This window comes from Actinobaculum sp. 313, from assembly GCF_003073475.1.
GTDB lineage: Bacteria > Actinomycetota > Actinomycetes > Actinomycetales > Actinomycetaceae > Asp313.
In genome coordinates this window covers 590,052-609,105 of record NZ_CP029033.1, presented here as the reverse complement: position 1 = coordinate 609,105, position 19,054 = coordinate 590,052, and the positions used below count along the sequence as shown (strand labels likewise).

Annotated in this window: 14 protein-coding genes, 1 tRNA gene and 1 pseudogene; 7 read left to right on the top strand and 9 right to left on the bottom strand. The window is 60.9% G+C overall.

Translation table 11 applies throughout. The features are described 5' to 3' along the window. Positions 1–176: 176 nt before the first annotated feature. Entirely contained in the window at positions 177–740 is a 564-nt protein-coding gene (locus DDD63_RS02640) for a hypothetical protein (protein ID WP_108715066.1), read from the bottom strand. Between the two features lie 262 nt (positions 741–1,002). Continuing rightward, positions 1,003–1,076 (bottom strand) — tRNA-Leu (locus DDD63_RS02635). Between the two features lie 729 nt (positions 1,077–1,805). Between DDD63_RS02635 and nhaA the strand changes: the two genes are divergently transcribed. Beyond that, the gene (nhaA, locus tag DDD63_RS02625; RefSeq protein WP_108715064.1) at positions 1,806–3,167 is read left to right on the top strand and encodes a Na+/H+ antiporter NhaA; all 1,362 of its coding nucleotides are present in this window, start codon (positions 1,806–1,808) and stop codon (positions 3,165–3,167) included. Between the two features lie 287 nt (positions 3,168–3,454). Here nhaA and DDD63_RS02620 read toward each other — a convergent pair whose 3' ends face one another. The 3 genes from DDD63_RS02620 to DDD63_RS02610 all read right to left on the bottom strand — a co-directional run bounded on the left by DDD63_RS02620 (position 3,455) and on the right by DDD63_RS02610 (position 6,270). Continuing rightward, entirely contained in the window at positions 3,455–4,552 is a 1,098-nt protein-coding gene (locus DDD63_RS02620) for an exopolyphosphatase (RefSeq protein ID WP_108716613.1), read from the bottom strand. 105 nt (positions 4,553–4,657) lie between these two features. Beyond that, on the bottom strand, positions 4,658–5,257 hold the full coding sequence (locus tag DDD63_RS02615; protein WP_108716612.1) for a DUF501 domain-containing protein: 600 nt from the start codon (positions 5,255–5,257) through the stop codon (positions 4,658–4,660). A 212-nt stretch (positions 5,258–5,469) separates the two neighbouring features. Beyond that, positions 5,470–6,270, bottom strand: a complete 801-nt coding sequence (locus DDD63_RS02610; protein ID WP_240611363.1) for a septum formation initiator family protein — start codon at positions 6,268–6,270, stop codon at positions 5,470–5,472. Positions 6,271–7,010: 740 nt separating this feature from the next. Between DDD63_RS02610 and DDD63_RS02605 the strand changes: the two genes are divergently transcribed. From DDD63_RS02605 to DDD63_RS02580, 6 genes are all read left to right on the top strand, one after another. Then, a complete protein-coding gene (locus DDD63_RS02605; RefSeq protein ID WP_108715062.1) occupies positions 7,011–8,372 on the top strand; it encodes an FAD-binding oxidoreductase in 1,362 nt (453 codons plus the stop codon). Between the two features lie 434 nt (positions 8,373–8,806). Beyond that, positions 8,807–9,991: a trypsin-like serine protease gene (locus tag DDD63_RS02600; protein ID WP_164505430.1), complete on the top strand. Its 1,185-nt coding sequence runs from the start codon at positions 8,807–8,809 to the stop codon at positions 9,989–9,991. 19 nt (positions 9,992–10,010) lie between these two features. Then, positions 10,011–10,439, top strand: a complete 429-nt coding sequence (locus tag DDD63_RS02595) for a hypothetical protein (protein ID WP_108715060.1) — start codon at positions 10,011–10,013, stop codon at positions 10,437–10,439. A gap of 180 nt (positions 10,440–10,619) precedes the next feature. After that, entirely contained in the window at positions 10,620–11,054 is a 435-nt protein-coding gene (locus DDD63_RS02590) for a hypothetical protein (RefSeq protein ID WP_108715059.1), read from the top strand. Positions 11,055–11,102: 48 nt separating this feature from the next. Beyond that, a complete protein-coding gene (locus DDD63_RS02585; protein ID WP_108715058.1) occupies positions 11,103–11,534 on the top strand; it encodes a hypothetical protein in 432 nt (143 codons plus the stop codon). Positions 11,535–11,590: 56 nt separating this feature from the next. Then, on the top strand, positions 11,591–12,010 hold the full coding sequence (locus DDD63_RS02580; protein WP_108715057.1) for a hypothetical protein: 420 nt from the start codon (positions 11,591–11,593) through the stop codon (positions 12,008–12,010). A gap of 121 nt (positions 12,011–12,131) precedes the next feature. Here DDD63_RS02580 and eno read toward each other — a convergent pair. The 4 genes and pseudogenes from eno to DDD63_RS02560 form a co-directional block, all read right to left on the bottom strand. After that, a pseudogene (gene eno, locus DDD63_RS02575) lies at positions 12,132–13,411 on the bottom strand (phosphopyruvate hydratase). A gap of 254 nt (positions 13,412–13,665) precedes the next feature. Continuing rightward, entirely contained in the window at positions 13,666–17,355 is a 3,690-nt protein-coding gene (mfd, locus tag DDD63_RS02570) for a transcription-repair coupling factor (protein WP_108715056.1), read from the bottom strand. A gap of 141 nt (positions 17,356–17,496) precedes the next feature. Beyond that, positions 17,497–18,084, bottom strand: a complete 588-nt coding sequence (gene pth, locus DDD63_RS02565) for an aminoacyl-tRNA hydrolase (protein ID WP_108715055.1) — start codon at positions 18,082–18,084, stop codon at positions 17,497–17,499. A gap of 323 nt (positions 18,085–18,407) precedes the next feature. Continuing rightward, a complete protein-coding gene (locus tag DDD63_RS02560; protein ID WP_108715054.1) occupies positions 18,408–19,025 on the bottom strand; it encodes a 50S ribosomal protein L25/general stress protein Ctc in 618 nt (205 codons plus the stop codon). Positions 19,026–19,054 lie beyond the last annotated feature (29 nt).

The following is a 19,054-nucleotide window of genomic DNA, read 5'->3' as shown; positions in this document are numbered from 1 at the left end:
CGGAACTTTTTTCCGAAATCAGCACAAAATCAAACCTCTACGGCTGAATGTCTGACCCATGTTCAAATCTGGCGCAATCGTAGACCATGAGTTCGGGCGCGAACGCGGACCATCTGCTCCGCTCCTCATAGCGGCATCCTCGAGATCGTCCCTTCGCACTGCATCCCCATCTCACTTCACCCTGAATCCGCAGCCCAGTCCAGATAATCCTGGCGGTACTGCCGCCACCTTCGGTGCCACGTCGCCTCGTCATGTGCCGGGGATTCCGGGCGGTCAGTCAGAATCTGCTCTGTGATCCACCCAAAACGCGTGTGCGAGTACTGCCGCGCACATCGGCGTATCTCCTGCCAACCATCACTATCATCGAGAGAATCTCCTCGGTCTAGAACCGCTGCCCAACACCGTAGAAGCGGCATCGTCTCGTCTCCACAATCCACGGCCCCTTGCCCGTCTCTAGTCAGGCCGTCTGGGACGGGGCCATGAGGTTTGGACTCGTGGCACTCACGACATACGCCACGCATGTTGCTGCGGTCGATTGATCCGCCTCGAATATGATCCACCCCGGTTGCTAATTCCTTGTTACATATCACACATAGCCCGTCGTCGTCTGACAACACTTCCGCACGCAGGTCTGGAGCGAGCTTGGGCCGCGCGTAGGCCAGAAATGCAACTTTGTTGTCAAGAATGACCCGCGCAGTCATGGGGTCGGCGATGCGCCCATCGCGTATAGAACGGCGCATATATTGGATTCCTTCTGCTTGGAGCCTGCAGTGCGTCGAACAGAACGTCGCATGCTCTCGTCTGACCTTCTGCGGATCAAATGGAATCAAACAGTTCGCACACACACCCACATGCCACCGTTGATCATAAATCTCCACACGCGTCCCTAATAATCTGCAGAGCTCCTTGTATCCCGCGCGTGGAATGGCCCTGTGACATCCACGCGCCCTTAGCCTGCGGAGCTCCTTGCCAATAAGACCTCCATCAGACTGACCCTGAGAGTGCCCCCAGCGAGATTCGAACTCGCACTGTGCCGATTTTAAGTCGGCTGCCTCTGCCGGTTGGGCTATGGGGGCTGACCGATCCGTCGAGCGAAGCGGTACCTCCCACATTGTATGCGTTCGAGTAGGAAACATGCACTCCACCCATCGAGTCGAGCTCTACTGCAGGTAATGACCCCGAGTTCGCCTAGAGTTCGGAGAGGCACGGAACGCGCGGGGCTCCTATGAGCCGCCTATTCTCTGCACAATCGGCCTCACACGACCCTCCGCCCGAGAAATGGAGCGTGTTTCAAGAAACTTCGCGAAAAAACCTCCACTTCTTCCCAAACCCTCCACTTCTCAGAAGGCGACAGGACCCAGCACGACAGGCCCGCCCCCGCGCATGCGTCCTTACCAACCATCGGAGCCCATGCGTCCTTACCAACCATCGGAGCCCATGCGTCCTTACCAACCATCGGAACACTCCACCTGCCGGTACACTTGAAAGGTATGGTCTGATGCTGGAGTACATGTGAACCTTCCCAAGCACCGGACCGTTCATGGGCCTACAGAGGTCCGGTGGGCCAGAGTCCTGACCCGCAATCGTCCCGTCGGCGCGGAACTAGTGGTGATCGCCCGGCACCGCGACCGGTGCGGCAACCACGAGAAACCCGGCCCGCGCACAACCGCGGCCGCAACCGCAGGCCACGAGCACTGGCCATCTGCCCGGTGCCGAACCGAGGCCACAGCGCTGGCCACAACAGCTGGCAATCCAGCCAGCGTCCGATCCGGCACAACCACGCGACCGGCACAACAAGGAGTGTCATGCCAAAAAGACCAGGGATCATCGCCCGCTACCGCAACGCTCTGCATAACGAATCCTTCGCTGGAATCGTTCTGCTGATCGGGGCGCTGCTTGCCCTCATCTGGTCAAACTCGCCCATCCGCGAGTCCTACTTCACCATGGCAGAAACGGAAGTAGGATTGGAGGCCATCCATCTCTCCTTACCCATCGCTCACTGGGCATCCGATGGCCTGCTGGCGCTGTTCTTCTTCGTCGTCGGCTTGGAACTCAAGCAAGAATTCACTATCGGATCGCTGCATGACCCCCGCAAGGCCGCCGTTCCAATCATTGCCGCCATCTGCGGCATGGCCGGTCCAATCGGTCTGTACTGCCTAATTCAGATTATTACCGGCTCAGGCGTCTACGGCGGCTGGGCTATCCCAGTCGCCACCGATATCGCCTTCGCGCTGGCAGTTCTCTCCATTTTTGGGCGTGGTCTTCCCCCGGCTACCCGCACCTTCCTTATGACTCTCGCCGTCGCGGATGATCTCGGCGGAATCATTGTCATCGCCGTATTCTTCTCCTCCGGAATCTCCCTCCTGTGGCTCGCAATCTCCCTAGCCATCGTCGCGATCTTCGGCGTGCTCGTTCAAAAGCGCATCACGCACTGGTGGCTGCTATGGCCACTGGCGATCTTGGCTTGGTATGCCATGCACCGCGCGGGAGTTCATGCGACGATCGCCGGTGTCGCACTGGGCATGGTTGTGCCCACGCGGCAGATCGCCGGAGAGCGCCAACCGATGACGAAGCTCTTTGCCGACAAGCTTGACTTCTACAGCTCCGGTTTCGTTCTGCCCATCTTCTCCTTCTTTGCAGCAGGAGTGAACATCATCGATTCCGGCGGCATTGGCGGAATGATGACCGACCCGGTCGCCGCGGGCATCTACCTTGGTCTGCCTGTGGGGAAGTGCATCGGTATTTTCGGCGGTGTGTGGATTATGACGCGGCTGTTCAAACTCCGCCTTGGCAACGGTATTGACTTGGCGGATATTTTCCCCATCTCGTTTGTCGCCGGCATCGGGTTCACCGTATCGCTGCTGATCGCACAGCTTTCGTTCGGTGCCGAGGACCCACACGAGGCCCACGCACGGGTAGCTGTTATTGTCGGTTCCCTGCTAGCGATGGTACTCGGCGCTGTCACATTGCAGATCCGCAAGAACCAGCGGCTACGCGGCCCGGTTCGGCGGCGTCACGGCAAGTCAACCGGCGCCAGCGACCATGCGCCGGACGCGTTGGAACGCAAAGGCCGCAACCGCGAGCAGGCTCGCACGGACGAACGCGAGCCCTCAGCCCGTGCAAAGAACAACGACCGTAAGAGGCCAGGCTCTGGCACAGCCCGCTAAGCAATAGGCCACCTGTCGGACAGACAGATGTCCATCTGGTCGTCTCCGCATCCATGCGGCGCTAAACCGGTTCCGGCCTTTCCCGGCGGCAGTTCTCACGCTACGTGCAGCAGTGTCCAGCGTGCCCAACCGCCACCGGCCGCGCCCGGCAGCCGTTCGTTCGGAGAATACCGCACCCGTCATCTGGAAAGCACAAGAGGCCGGACTCCAGCAACACGGACTCCAACAATACCCAGCGGCAGGTCGGCCTACCCGCAAACGACGGAGATCGAGCGGCCCGGCCGCAATCACCACTGCGGCGCTTGTACTTCCTCTGCCGCCCAGAGGGCGACGCCGTCGAGGATGTCATGCTCGGAGGTGACAACCGCCTCCAACGCATGCCCGCCCTCAGCCATACGTTGCGCGATGCGCTTGACGGTCTCTTCCCATACCAATGCCCCCGCCGCGATGACATCGACCCGGCCCGGGTGCATGAATCCCAACGCGGCGCGCGTGCTTCGCGGAGCAGCGAGGAACCACTCGCAGGTAGCGATCACCTCACTGGGCGTCAGCCTGCTCCCATGGATTCGGCTCGGGTCGTAGGCCTCCAATCCCAACGACTTCGCCGTCAAGGTGGTGACGGTTCCGGCCAGACCGACCAGGGCGTGGGAGGCTCCAAAGTCCACGACTCGTTCGGCAGCATCTAATGCAGCGTTTACATCTGCGCGTGCCGCAGCGATCTGCTCCGATGTTGGCGGATCGTCGTGCAAGTGGCGTTCATGCATCCGCACGCAGCCCACATCCATGGAGAACTCAGAGATAACTCCACCAACGAGCGAGCCGAGCACGATCTCCGTGGAGCCACCTCCCAGATCGACGGCTAGCAGCGGCGACGCCGCCAGCGCACCTGCCCCCGCCACATCTGACCTTGGCAGCGCAGCGGATGGTGGCATCGCCGACGACGTCGCGGCAGCGCCCGGCGCTGTTCCTTCTGACAACACTGATGTAGCGCCCGATGCCGCCCCATTCGAGAGCACCGATGCGGCGCCACGAAAACTGGCTCGCGCCTCCGCTTCACCGTTGAGTACCTGCGCCGGGACACCCATTCGCGCACGGACGCCGCTGAGAAACACGTCTCGGTTCCGTGCATCACGAGCGGCGGAAGTCGCCGCAAAACGAATGGATTCGACGCCGTGTTCCCGGCACAGTTGCGCGTACTCCTCCACCTGTGCGAAGGTCCGTTCGAGGGCATCCGCCGCGAACTCTCCCGCCTGATCGACGCCCTGCCCCAGCCGCACCACATCCATGCGCCGCACGACGTCATCCAGCGGCGCTCGTGCACCAGGAACGTCGGCGATCAGCAATCGGATGGAGTTTGTTCCGCAATCGATTCCTGCAACTCTCACGTCATCCATCCTGTCATATCGCTCCGACACGCCTCCGCTATCCTAGCGCCGCGCGGGCACTCCTCGGTCAAGCAAACGTGAACCATCGACCCGATATCCGACCATCTACCCATTCTCGGCGGCTTCACCGTCTGGCTTCACCGCGGCGTCGGCCGTGGGTGCCGACTCTGCGGCAGCACTGGGCTCCCGCCCCGCAACACCTTCAGATTCAGAGCAGCGGCATACATTCGGATCCCAGCCCACAGCCTCCAGTGTTAAATCACCGACGAGGCACACTCCCGCCCTCACGGCAAGCGAGTATCCCGCCAGGGCGTGTAAGCACTTGACCCGGCGAGGCATTCCGCCGGCACTGACGCCGACGATTTCCGGCACTTCTCCCAGAAGTGCGCGCCGTTGTAGATATGAATGATGCGCCAATTCATAGGCCGCAGCGAACTCAGTGTCACTCGCCAGGCGATCATTGAAGCGGACCATCTCTCCGGCAGCTTCCAGCCGCGACACTGACCGCACCACCCAGGGCAACGTCAGGTAAAACAACGTGGGGAAGGGAGTTCCGTCTGGCAGGCGCGGCAATGTCACGGTTACCGCAGGTGCACCGCATGCGCAACGCGCCCCCACTCCTACAAGCCCACGTGGAAGGCGGCCCAGTTGCTTGGCGATCAGGGCCTCGTCTCCGTCTCGTAAGGGAGTGGCATTCGCGGCCACGCGCCGAAGAAGATCCGCCGTCACGTGGTCATTCACCGTCACTTTCCTCCGCTCTCATCGCGTGCCTGCAACATTCGCCGCCCGCTGTTTCTCTGGTCATTGTTTCTCGGGTTATTGCTCTCTCGCCCCGGCGCCTCGCCGCTCTCACATGGTTCCTTTCCAGCTCACTCGCCTCCATCCGCTTGGGCTCACTCGCCTCCATCCGCTTGGGCTCACTCGCCTCCATCCGCCGCGGAGTCATCGCTTGACTGCGTTGCAGCAGTTTCCGACTGCGTAGATCCCGGCTCAGACTCAGTCGGTTCGACGGGTTCGATAAGCGGCGTGTTATTTGGATTGTCGACGTCGTCGCCGGAAACCTCACCCGCCATCGTCACCGAATCCCACAGCGTAACAAACCAGGGCGTCGCCGCCCGACGCTGCCGGTTGGCGGTCTCGACTCGCTCGTCGAGCCTCTCCCGTGCGGTCCCTTCGTTAGGATCGGTAACCACGTAGAGTGTTTGCCCTGGCATCACGTACCCCAGCCGCTCCCGCGCCTGTGCCCTCACATAGTCGTCATCCTGCCACAGCTGCAACTCGCGCTCGAGGTCTTCATTATGCTGCCGCACGGACTCCAGTTCGGCCTTCGCATCGCGCAGCTCAGCCTGACGCTCAAGATAGTTCGAGAGTGTTGGAGTCACGATGATCACCGCGAGTACCGCAAAGAACAGGACAACCGCTAACCGCAGGGAGATGCGGCGAGAGCCCCTCGCCCCGGAGACAACCACCGAACGCTTCATTCGAAAACGCTGCCGCGTATTCTCCGTGTTCTTCGGCCTTCCACCGGTTGCCCTCCGGGACGGCGTATCGCCACGGGACTGTTGCCCGTCACGCGCTTTGGAGTTACTTGCGGCATTTTGCGGCGACGACGGACGCCTTCCCCCCGCCCGTTCTGCACGCTGCTCGGGCCGCGTACCGCCACGAGCCCCCGCACCGCGGGGGCCTCGGCGTGAAGGGGAAGGGCGGCGCGTACTCATGCGAACCATTCTATGTGGCGCCCGCGCCACGGCGGCATGACGAACACCCCGGTGTGCCTTCGCTCTCGGCCTCCTTCAATTCCTCGCCACTGCTACGCATGCCAATGGGTGCGAGTGGGAACGACCCGTGCCAGCCCAGTGCATATGAAGCAGTCGCTGCACATAGAACAGCCGCAACTCCGCTGCACATAGAACAGCAGCTGCACATAGAACGACTGGGTGACCCGGAGGCGGGCAACTGGAGAACACCGTGTATCAGATGCGTGGCCGCGGTGAGAAACCCTGATTACCTCTCTGCACAACCTGCACCTGCCACCACCATTGCCGGTATCGAGCGTATGAATCGGCTTCGTTTTCGGCGCGGGAGAGGCTGGCCGGTGGCACACAGTTCGCGGCGACACACGGCCCATAGCGGCGACGAGCGGGACGGAAAGCCCAGAACTCACACACCGCCGGAGGCGTGGCACGAGTTCACACTTTTGGCCTGCAGCGGCAACGACTTGGACTGCCCGAACCGGAGTGACGGCGTACTACGCGATGCAGAAGACCCGCGCCGCGTGGCGGACCGCGCGGCACCCCATTCACCCGCCCGACTTTTAACTGATTATTACAAAGCGCTTGACAAGCCCCCACTAACACCCAGTAGGCTGTGAGAGGGACCACCGGCTCGTAGGACCTACATCCCTTCGTCGCGCGGAGTCCACTCGACGACGAGTACCGCCTACCAGAAAGATGAGTTCATGACTATCACCGCCTCCGACCTGCAGGAGCTGAAGGACCAGCTCGGCGAGCGTTTCATCACCGACCAGCGCACATTCGCCCCATATATGCGCGACATGTCGTGGATGCTTCCGGAAGGAGAACCGGTCGGCGCGGTTTTCGCCGAAAGCACCGAGGACGTGTCGAAGGCACTGGCGTGGGCCAATAAGCATGTTGTTCCCGTATCGGTACGCACCGGCGGTTCCGGCCTGGCGGGCGGTTCCGTCTCCTACGACGGCGGACTCATCCTCTCGCTGCACAAGATGAACCGCATCCTTGAGATCGACCCTGAAAACGGCGTCGCCGTCATTGAACCAGGCATTATAAACGCCGAGTTCAACAAAGAGCTGGCCAAGGAAGGCTTCTTTTTCGCGCCCGACCCGGCCAGCGCCTCCATTGCCTCGGTGGGCGGAAATATCGCCACCAATGCTGGCGGTTTGCGCGCGGTATGCCACGGCGTCACCATCAACTGGGTGCGCGCTCTTGAGGTGGTACTCGCGGATGGGCGTGTGATCGAGGTCGGATCGAAGACCATCAAGAACGTTTCCTCCCTCAATCTGAAGGAGCTGTTCATCGGATCGGAGGGTACGCTCGGCGTTATCACGCAGGCAGTTGTGCGCATCGAGCACATTCCCAAGTACGAGCCCTACACGTTCTTCGCCTGCTTCGACAGCATCGAGGATGCCGGCTACGCAACAATTGCTATCCGTGCGGCAGAGAACAAGCCCGTATCGCTCGAGCTTATCGACGCTCTGGGCGTGCGGCTTGTCAATGAGCGGAACCCCGATCTGCAGATTCCGCAGCCGGGCGCAGGCCTACTCCTCGGCCAAGCCGAGGGTCAGAGCGCCAAGGAAGACGTGGAGGAGTTCGCCAACACCTGCCGCGAATACGGCGCCACCGCGGTGATGTTCGAGGAGGGCAACCGCCTCTTCCAGGTGCGGCGCGATGCCTATCCGGCACTCTCCGCTGCGGGAATGGAAGTCATCGGTGATGTCTCCGTTCCGATCGCGTCACTGGCCGAGGCCATCCACAACATTATGGCCATTTCGGAGAAGCGCCAGCGCCGCGTCTCTATTCTGGCGCATGCCGGTGATGGCAATATTCACCCGATCGTCGAGTGCGGCGAGGGCATTGAGGAGAGCCGGGCAGCGGAAGAACTGCTCGACGAGGTCTGCGAGATGGCCGTTGGCATGGGCGGCGTCGTCTCCGGTGAGCACGGTATCGGCTATCTCAAGCATCACGCCGTAACGCAGCTGCTCTCGCCGGACACTCGCGATGTCCAGCTGGCCATTAAGAAGGCGCTAGACCCGAACGGGATTCTCACGCCCGGCCGTAAGCTCTAGTCACTCGGTCCAACGACGCCGACCGCCCGACTGCACATGCCCGGGCCGGTCGGCGTCGTTCTTTATTTAACAACCATCATCTGGTAGGCTGAGGCTAAGCGGATTCCACGACGACGGATCGCCGCTCGCACAACCTAGGCCGGTGGGGCACTGCCCTACCATCCATGCAATGAGCAGTACAACTACCCATTGCATCAGCCAATCCCATAACTTCATATAACACTCCAAAGAAGGAGGGAATGATCATGCATACCACAAAGCGATGGCGTGCACGGCAGGTCGCACTGTTCTCGGCTCTTTGCCTCGCTGCAACTGCTGCCGCATCAGCCACTGCGTCCCCTGTGGGAAATCCCCCTGCCGCTACGCCTGTGAGCGCTCAGATGGCAAATACCGACGAAGAGTTTGACGGCGTCGAGGCCCAGGTTGCTGCCTCTATGGAAGGCAACGGCATTACCGAGGCCGAAGCCCGCCACTTGGTCGAACTCCAAGACGCACAGGTCTTCTTCGCGGAAGAAGTGGGCGGCCAGTACTCCGACACGGTCGGTGGGTTTTCGCTGGACGTTCACACCGGCACGCTACACGTCCGAATCACCCCGGACTTCGCCAACAAAGCGGAAGTCGATGCAATCGCAGCCAAACACGGTATTGATATCACCTATGATGAGACACCCTGGAGCATTGCTGAGCTCGACGCTGTTGCTTCCGCTGTGAACGCCGAGTTCGGCACCGAAGGGGTGGCTGCCACGCCGGACTACGAAACATCAACTATGCTTGTCTCCGCGCCGGACCAGGCCACCGCCGACCACGTGGAAAGCCGTATAACCTCTCTATCTGAAACGCAGGCAGCCAACGCATCGGGCGGTAACCAGACGCAGACAAATTCGGGATCTTCCAACGGCGCCTCAATTCCCGTATCCACAACAATCGAAGACCTGGCGGACATGCCGGAAGATAAGTGCACCGATCGCTTTCACTGTGGCGGCCCCTTACGGTCGGGAATTTCCATGACAGTCCCGGACGGTGTGTGTAGCATCGGCTTCACGGCGACTGCTGCAGACGGCAGCCGTTGGGCATTCACCGCAGGTCACTGCGGGGGACGCAACAGTATGACAGCACATGGCGAACAACGTATCGGCCCGATCCGCCAATCATTCGACTACAGACATCAGTCTGGTTATCCCGGACTCGACCTCGCCCGGGCGCGAATCGCAAACAGTTACTGGCTCAGTTGGCCCCGCCGCGGTGTCATTTTCCACCCGGGCAGTCCGGATAATCTTGGCAGAGTTACGGGCTTCATCAGCATCAATGCGTCCTATATCAAGGGCCACTCAGTTTGCCTCGGTGGAATAAACGTCAGCTCTTCTCCTTGTGGAACTATCAGCGGTTTCAGGAACGGGCTCGTCGCCGTTAAAGGATACGACGCTTGCGGAGGAGACTCAGGTGGCCCGTGGACAAGAAACGTGTCCGGGGTGAGGCTACTGTATGGGGTCCATTCCGGTTCAGATAGCGGCTGTCATCGTAATAACGCAAGTAAATATTCCTACTTTACACCCATGCCACTGATCCGCACATACTGGAACAGAACGCTCGGGCAGCAGATGACCATCGATCTTGGCTAACAAAGAAAGGAGAAACAAGATGTTCAAGCGCCTAGCCGCAACAATCGCGGCCATCGGCCTTGCGCTGCTATCCGCCTGCGGATCCCAATCAACCAGCAACGATACGTCTCCGTCGCCCGCAGTGCCATCGGACCCTGTAACGTTCAAGTACCAGGAGGAAGTACGAGATCTGCCCGTGGGCACCACCGTCGTATTCGAGTCCGGATTCCTCGAAGCATTTGATGAAGACGTGGCAACCATATGTACATTGGTCGGCGACTCTGACCCACCAACGTGTTCAAAACGTCCTTTTGTCCTGCTGAACGTCCCCTTCAACGACATAACTTGGGAGGAGGAATGGACCGAACAACGTCCCGACTACCGCTACGCATATGTCGACCTAACCGGCACCCTCGTCTACCCCGGAGTCATTGAAGTCAGCGAAGTCAAGCCCCTTCCCGGGCCGTAAGGATGGAGATTGGGGCAGATTCTTGTAGTTCTGCCAACTCGACCGTTAGCATGTGTCAAGTTAGCCGGCACAGTCGCCTATCCGGGAGTGATTGAAGTCAGCGAGACCAGATTGAGACACTTGCTCAGGAGCGTTGGGGAACCAATTTGGTTCCCCAACGCTGGGCAGGAAAGGAACAGCATGCTCAAGCGCCTAGCCGCAACAATCGCCGCCACCGCCCTCATGTTGCTATCCGCCTGTGGATCGCAATCAACCAGCAACAATACGTCACCGTCTTCCGTAGTGCCATCGGCTCCGGTGACTCTCAAGGAGCAAGAAGATGTAGGAGATCTGCCTGTAGGAACCACCGTCGTCATCGAGTCCGGATTCCTCGAAGGAATCGACGAGGACTTGACAACCATATGTACATGGGTCGGCGACTCTGATCCTCCGACCTGCGTGATACGTCCTTTCATTGCACTCAACGTCCCATTCGATGAAATAACCTGGGGCGTCGAGTGGACCGAACAGCATCCTCAATACCGCTGTGTATTTGCCAATCTGACCGGAACCATCGTGCACCCGGGAGTGATCGATGTCAGCGAAATCGAGTCTCTTCCCTGGTCAGAGCCATAGCGGCAGGAAATAGAACTCCGCAAGTCCACCACCAGGGAAAGGACACAGATGTTCAGCCGCATAGTTGCAGCAATCGCCGCCACCGCCCTCGCGCTACTATCCGCCTGCGGATCCCAATCAACCAGTGACAACACGTCTTCATCGGCAGATACACAAACCAGCCCGGTTGCACTCGAACACTACGAAGACGCGTCAGGCCTCCCTGCAGGCACTACAGTCGTATTTTCGGCAACCCTCGAAATGTTCGATATAGGGGAGAAAGGCGTTGCCACGCTCTGCCTAGATTCAAGCGATTCCGATCTGCCGACTTGCTTCGAAGACCGCTTCATCGCACGCAACGTTCCCTTCAACGACATACCCTGGAAAGAGGAGTTGATCCAACAACGTCCCGAGTACCGCTACGCATATGTCGACCTAACCGGCACCCTCGTCTACCCCGGAGTCATTGAAGTCAGCGAGATTTCCCCGGCAGCATCCTAGTCAGTACATGGCGGGGGACCTGACGGTCCCCCACCATCGGCACCGGAAGGAACCGTATGTTCAAGCGCCTAGCCGCAGCCATCGCATCCATTGGCCTAATATTGCTATCCGCCTGCGGAACCCAATCAACCGGCAACAGCACCTCGCCGTCGGAGATTCATCCGATAGGTCCGGCGATCATCGAATACTACGAGGATGCGGCCGACCTCCGCGTTGGTACCGTGGTCACAATGACCGTGCTTCTCGAGAGTTTCGATGAAGACATTGCGACACTGTGCCTGGATGTGGGCGAGTCTCATCCTCCCGTCTGCACTGGGAGCCGCTTCATCGCGCTCAATATCCCCTTCGACGAGATCAGCTGGGATACCGAGCTGACGCAGCAACGCCCCCGCTACCGCTCCACATTTGTCACCGTCACCGGCACGCTCGTCTACCCGGGAGTCATAGAAGTCAGCGAGATCGAACCGCTGTCCTGACCCAAGCGCATGCAGGTGGGGGCGAAACCTTCCGGTTCCGCCCCATCGTTATCACAGGCTCTACCTGCGCAGGTGCTCAGCGAGGCATACTCTGCTAGCAGAGCGTCCTCTCACCGCCGCCTCAGCGCTTGAAGCGCGGGAAGGACGAACGGCCTGCAAACACTGCATCGTCGTCCAGCTCATCCTCAATGCGCAGCAGCTGGTTGTACTTGTTGACGCGCTCGCCACGCGCCGGTGCACCGGTCTTGATCTGGCCGGAGTTGGTGGCAACCGCGAGATCGGCGATCGTCGTATCCTCCGTCTCACCGGAACGATGCGAGGTCATCGAACGGTACCCGTTACGATGCGCCAGCTCCACGGCCTCCAAGGTCTCGGTCACAGTACCAATCTGGTTCACCTTGACCAGAAGCGCATTGGCAGCACCGAGATCAATACCCTTCTGCAGACGGGCCGGGTTGGTGACGAAAAGATCGTCGCCCACCAGCTGCACCTTGTCACCGATCTCGGCGGTCAGGCGCACCCAGGCATCCCACTCTTCTTCGGAAAGCGGATCCTCGATGGAAACAAGCGGGTAATCGGCGATGAGCTTCTCGTAGTACGAGATCATGAAGTCGGTGTCCTTCGGGCCACCTTCGAACTGGTAAGCGCCATCCTTGAAGAACTCCGAGGAGGCAACATCAAGCGCGAGAGCCACATCCTGGCCCGGCTTGAACCCGGCCTTCTCGATAGCCTCGCAGATCAGGTCAAGGGCGGCCGCATTCGACTCCAGATTCGGCGCGAAACCGCCTTCGTCGCCAAGACCGGTGGAGAGCCCGCGCTGCTTGAGCACGGACTTGAGCGAGTGGTACACCTCAGCACCCCAGCGCAGCGACTCCTTGAAGGTGGGTGCGCCGAAGGGGGCGATCATGAACTCCTGGATATCAACGTTGGAATCCGCATGAGATCCGCCGTTGAGGATGTTCATCATCGGGACGGGCAGCACGTGCGCGTTCGGTCCCCCAGGTAACGGTACAGCGGCAGGCCGGCCGATTCGGCGGCAGCCTTCGCCACGGCGAGCGACACGCCAAGAATGGCATTGGCGCCAATCTTGCCCTTGTTATCCGTGCCATCAAGATCGATAAGAGTCTGGTCAACGAAACGCTGATCATCGGCTTCCATTCCGACGATCTCCGGCTCGATGACTTCGGATACGGCGCCGACGGCGTCCTGGACGCCCTTGCCGAGGTAGCGGCCGCTGTCGCCATCGCGACGCTCCACCGCCTCGAAAGCTCCGGTGGATGCGCCGGACGGCACGCCCGCGCGGGCGAATGTGCCGTCGTCTAGCAGAACCTCGACCTCAACGGTCGGGTTACCGCGCGAATCCAGAATCTCGCGAGAAGCAACAGCCTCAATGCTGGCCACAGGTACTCCTTTTGTTCAACTTCACGGCCGCCTGACGGCCACATCTTGACGGGAAGAAATCCCGCTAAGTGCTATTGTCTCGCAGAAGTACCCGCCGCGTCAGCCTCACGTCTGCGGACGTTGCTCATTTCACTGCCCGCTGATTCTGCCGATTGGGTTTCCCGGGACCAAAGGCTAGGTGGACGGCATCACCCGGCGCGACCAAGCATCTCCGCCTACGCCCGCCGCGCCCACTATCACCGTGCACCTCGTATCTATCGCACCGCACCAATGGTGGCAAGAAAAACAGAGGTAATGACCTGCTCCACCCATTCGAGCAGTGCATCGCCTTCCAACTGGTGTTGCTCCCCCATCCGGCGGCCCGTCCCCGGCGCCGGGATGAGCAGTACCCGGATCGCCGGCTTCAGGAAGGATCCCGGATACAGACGTTTCAGGCGCGCCTGCCGCGAATCCGGCAGCGCCACCGGCGCAAAGCGAATATTGCGCCCCATTTGCGTCACTTCACCGATCTCGGCACGGCGGCACAACTCCCGCAGGCGGGCCACGCGGAAGAGCCGTTCGGCCTCCTCCGGGATCGGCCCGTAGCGGTCGGTCAACTCCGCCCGCACGGCCTCCCGCTGTTCCTCGTTCTGACTGGCGGCCAGCTTCGTGTAGATTTCCAGCCGCAGCCGCTCGGAAGGCACATACGTCTCCGGGAGGAATGCCTCAAAGGGCAGCTCGATACGCACGTCGGCGGGCTCGTCGTCGCCGCTATCGACTCCCTGGCCGCGCAACTTGGCAACCGCCTCGGAGACCATGCGCACATACAGGTCGAAACCGACACCGGCAATATGGCCGGACTGTTCACCACCCAACATATTGCCCGCGCCGCGAATCTCCAGATCCTTCATTGCCACCTGAATGCCGGAGCCGAGTTCCGTGTTGGCGGCCAGCGTGCGCAGGCGTTCCAGTGCCGTCTGCGTCATGGTTTTCTCCGGACGGTAGAAGAAGTAGGCGTAGGCGCGTTCCCGACCGCGGCCCACCCGGCCGCGCAACTGGTGAAGCTGCGAGAGCCCGAACCTGTCCGCGTCCTCCACGATCAGAGTGTTGGCGTTGGAGATATCCAGGCCGGTTTCCACAATGGTGGTACACACCAGCACATCGATCTCTTTATCCCAGAAGCTCTGGATAACCTCTTCCAGCTGTGCCTCGTTCATTTTGCCGTGCGCAATGGCCACCCGGGCCTCGGGAATGAGCTCTTGTAAACGCGCGGCGGTACGAGCCATATCGCCTACCCGGTTGTGCACGTAAAACACCTGACCGTCGCGTAACAGCTCCCGGCGAATCGCCGCCACGATCTGCTTCTGTTCGTGTACACCAACGTAGGTGAGCACCGGGTGGCGTTCCTCCGGGGGTGTGGCGAGCGTGGACATCTCCCGCACCCCAGTCACCGCCATTTCCAGAGTACGCGGAATCGGTGTGGCAGACATGGAGAGCACATCCACCGTGGGGTACAGCTGTTTCAACGTCTCCTTATGTTCGACGCCGAAGCGCTGCTCCTCGTCAATAACCACCAAGCCCAGGTTCTTGAAACGCACATTACCGGTGAGCAGGCGGTGCGTGCCAATGACAACGTCCACCGTACCTGCGGCCAGCCCGGCGATGGTCTCGTCCGCTTCTCTATCAGACTGGAAACGCGACAACATTGCCAGGCGGACCGGGAAACCGGAATAGCGCTCGGAGAAGGTCTCGAAATGCTGCTGCACCAATAGTGTGGTGGGAACGAGGACGGCTACCTGTTTTCCGTCCTGCACGGCTTTGAAGGCGGCGCGCACGGCGATTTCGGTTTTGCCGTAGCCGACGTCGCCGGAAATTAGCCGGTCCATTGGCACCGACTTCTCCATATCCGCTTTCACCTCGTCAATCGTGTGCAGCTGATCCGGGGTCTCCACATAGGCAAAGGCGTCCTCCAGTTCCCGCTGCCACGGGGTGTCAGGCGAGAAGGCGTAGCCCTTGGTAGCCTGGCGTTGCGCGTACAGACGCACGAGTTCCGAGGCGATCTGTTTGGTGGCGGCCCGCGCCTTCGCCTTTGTTTTCGCCCAGTCCGAGCCACCCATCTTGTTCAGCGGCGGCGCCTCACCGCCGGAGTAGCGGGAGAGCTGGTCCAGCGAGTCTGTGGGCACCCACAGTTGATCTGCCGGTCCTCCGCGCCTGCTCGGCGCATATTCGACGACGACGTATTCGCGTTGGTTCTCCCGGCTGGAGCCGACGGCCCTCTTATCCATGCGGATGAACCGTCCCACGCCGTGCCGTTCATGAACGACGAAGTCGCCGGGTTTCAGGGATAGCGGGTCCACCGTCGCCTTACGACGGGCGGGCATCTTCCGCATGTCCTTCGTTGACGAGCCGCCTCGTCCGGTGATTTCAGCGGCTGTAAGCACGCCGAGGCGCTGCCCCTCCATGATGAATCCGGAGGAGATGGGCGCCATCGTCACATAGCACACGGAAGGTTCCATCTCTGCCGGCAAGTCATCCACGTATCGCGCCGGAATTTCCTGATCGCCGAGTTGTGCCGCCAACCTCCTGCCCGGACCGGCGCCTTCCACCACCAGTGCCAGGCGCCACCGCTGCCGGGAGCGTTCACCGATGGCGGCCAGAGCGTCGTCGACCTTCCCGAGAAACCGGCGCGGTTCGCGCGCATCAATCCTGCTCGCGTCGGCGGTGATGCGCTCGTCGCGCGCGAAGCCACCCAGCGTCCACCACGCCCGCCCGCTATCTAACACTCGGTCGCGCATATCAGCGAGTTCCGCGAACGATGCCGTGTCGACGCTCACCGGCACCTTGCCACCTGCGGCAGCCGAACTCCACGCCGCGGTAAGAAACTCCTCGGTAGTGGCGATCAGAGAATCTGCACGCTGCTGGACCCTCTCCGGTTCCACAATGAGCAGGCGCGCCGAATCGGGGAGAGTATCGACCACGGGAACCATGCGTTCCACCAGTACCGGGGCAAGCGACTCCATGCCCTCCGGGGCGATTCCCTGCGAGATCTTTTCCAGCATGTCGACGGCTCCGGGCAGCTCCGTCATCAGATCGCGAGCACGCTGCCGCACATCGTCGGTCAGAAAGATCTCCCGGCACGGCGTGGCATACACCTCGCTGGCCGGCGCGAGAGAGCGCTGGTCGGCGACTGCGAAGCTGCGGATTTCGTCCACTTCGTCGCCAAAAAGTTCGATTCGCAACGGCCGTGCCTCGGTGGGGGGAAAGATGTCGATGATTCCGCCGCGCACCGCGAATTGACCGCGTCGCTCCACCATATCCACCCGGGAGTATGCCGCCCCGACCAGCGCTTCTTCCAGCTCGGTGAGATCAACCCGGTCCCCGAGGCGCACGCGCACAGGCACCATCTCACCCAAGCCGACCGTAATCGGCTGCAGCAAGGCTCGTACCGGCATCACCAGCACCTTTAGCGGAGCAAACTCCGCCGGGTAGGCAAGCCGCCGCTGCACGAGGAGCCGCCGCGCAACAGTATCCGAACGTGGAGAAAGCCGCTCGTGTGGCAGGGTCTCCCAAGATGGAAATACCTCTACCGCATCGTCGGGCATATAAGCGCGTAGCGCACCGGCCAGTTCCTCGGCTTCCCGTCCGGTGGCTGTGACGGCCACATGCAAGGGCAGGCGTTTCCCGGCGGCCCCGTCGGCACGCTCGGATAAGGCGGCGGCGAGTCTATCGACGGCGTCGCCACCCGCGGCACCCGCGCCATTCGCAACGTTTTCGGCCTCGGTTTGGCTTCCGGTGCCCGCAACGTCTCCCGCCCCGGCAAGCAGGGCAACGACTGGAGTTACCAACCCGCGCGGCATGGCGATATCCCAGCGCTGCTCGGCATCCGTGCCGAGGCCACGCTCCGCTCCCAACTCTGCAAGCGCCGGATCGGCACCAACAAGAGGAAGAATCGGACGTAAATCCATGGGTATCTCCAGCTCAGCTAGTGGTGTAGTTACCGGGCTTTTCGGCTACCGTCATCAGAGGCGCTCCGTGTCGGTCAACTGTGCGCGGTGTAGTTACCTGGTTCTTCGGCTACCGTCACCCGGTCAGGACTATTCTCAAGCTCAGTTCGCGGTGTGCAAACGCATCTGCGCAGCATCAAAACCCCGGGTCAGAACATCTTCGACGGCGTCGGCTGCGTTTTCCACAAGGGTGGGAAGTTCACGCCGCTCCGCCGGAGCGAACGGCCGCAGCACGAAGTCTGCCGGGTCCTGCCTGCCGGGAGGACGGCCCACTCCGAAACGCAGCCGCAGATAGTCACGCGTCCCCAAAGCCTGGCTGATGGACTTCAGTCCGTTATGCCCGCCTTCTCCGCCGCCACGTTTCAAACGAAGAGTACCGAAAGGAAGGTCGAGATCATCGTGGATGACGAGAAGTTCCTCCGCGGTCGCATTGAAGTACGTCAGCAATGCCTTGACCGGCCCCCCGGAGACGTTCATATAACAATCGCAGGTGGCAAGTATCGCCTGCTGGCCGCTTTCTCCCGGAAGAGCACCTACTCGCGTGGAAAGGGTGTGCGTATGCGTGGCGCGATGCGCGCGAAGTGCCGCTCCGGCGCGAGACGCGAGGGACGCAATGACCATATGCCCGGCATTGTGCCGTGTCTGTGCGTATCGTTCCCCGGGATTACCTAGACCGACGACGGCGAACATTATTCCTTCCGGTCCTCCCTGTGATGAGGATGTTGTAGATCGCGCTGAGCGAGGTGCCTACCACGTGGTGTGAAGTCGCGCCAATGCTATGCGGTGCAGTGTGCGCTGTACAAGCGGGCAGCCCATGTAGCCGAAGGCAACCGGTCACGAAATACATGTAGCGCAAAGCGCCCCATAGCCGAAGGCTATGTGTAGCGCAAAGCTCCATGTGGCGGGCAGACGGCTGTTCGTACCAGTTCAGGCACGAGCAGCCGCCCACCTTTGAAACCTATCACCGCCAGGCCGATATCGGTTCTTCGTCCCGATTACTCGGCTTGACCCGATTACTCAGCCGCTTCGGCGGCAGCGGCTGAGGCAGCCTCTGCGGCGGCTTCGTCAGCGGCCTCCAGGGCGCGATCAACCTCGGGCTGGGAAATCACGACGACAATGGTCTCCGGGTCGAGATCGCATTCCACGTCCTCCGGGAAGGCAATATCAGCAACGGTGACGTGATTGCCGTCTTCGAGGCCGTCAACGCTGATGACGATATTCTCCGGGATGGCAACGGCCGGTGCCTTGACCAGCAGCTGCATGACTTCGACCTGATGGATCGTACCGGATGCGGACTCGCCGGTCACTTCGACCGGAATCTCCACTTCCACCTTCTCCGAACGGCTGACGCGCAGCAAGTCCAGATGCTCGATGGCGCGGGAGAGCGGGTTCCGCTGGATATCCTTAACAAGGGCAAGAAGCTCCTCACCCTCCAGATCGACGGTAAGAACAGCATTTGCCTGGCCCTTCGTGGCGAGGAAAACGTCATGCTCATCAAAAGAGAGGTGAACTGGTTCAGCGCCATGCCCGTATACCACTGCCGGAATGCGCCCCGCGCGGCGCAACTGCCGCGCCGCGCCCTTTCCGAAGTTGGTGCGCGCAAGTGCAGAGAGCTTGTTGGAATCTGCCATGATGGTCTACTCCTTGTTAGTGTTCTCCA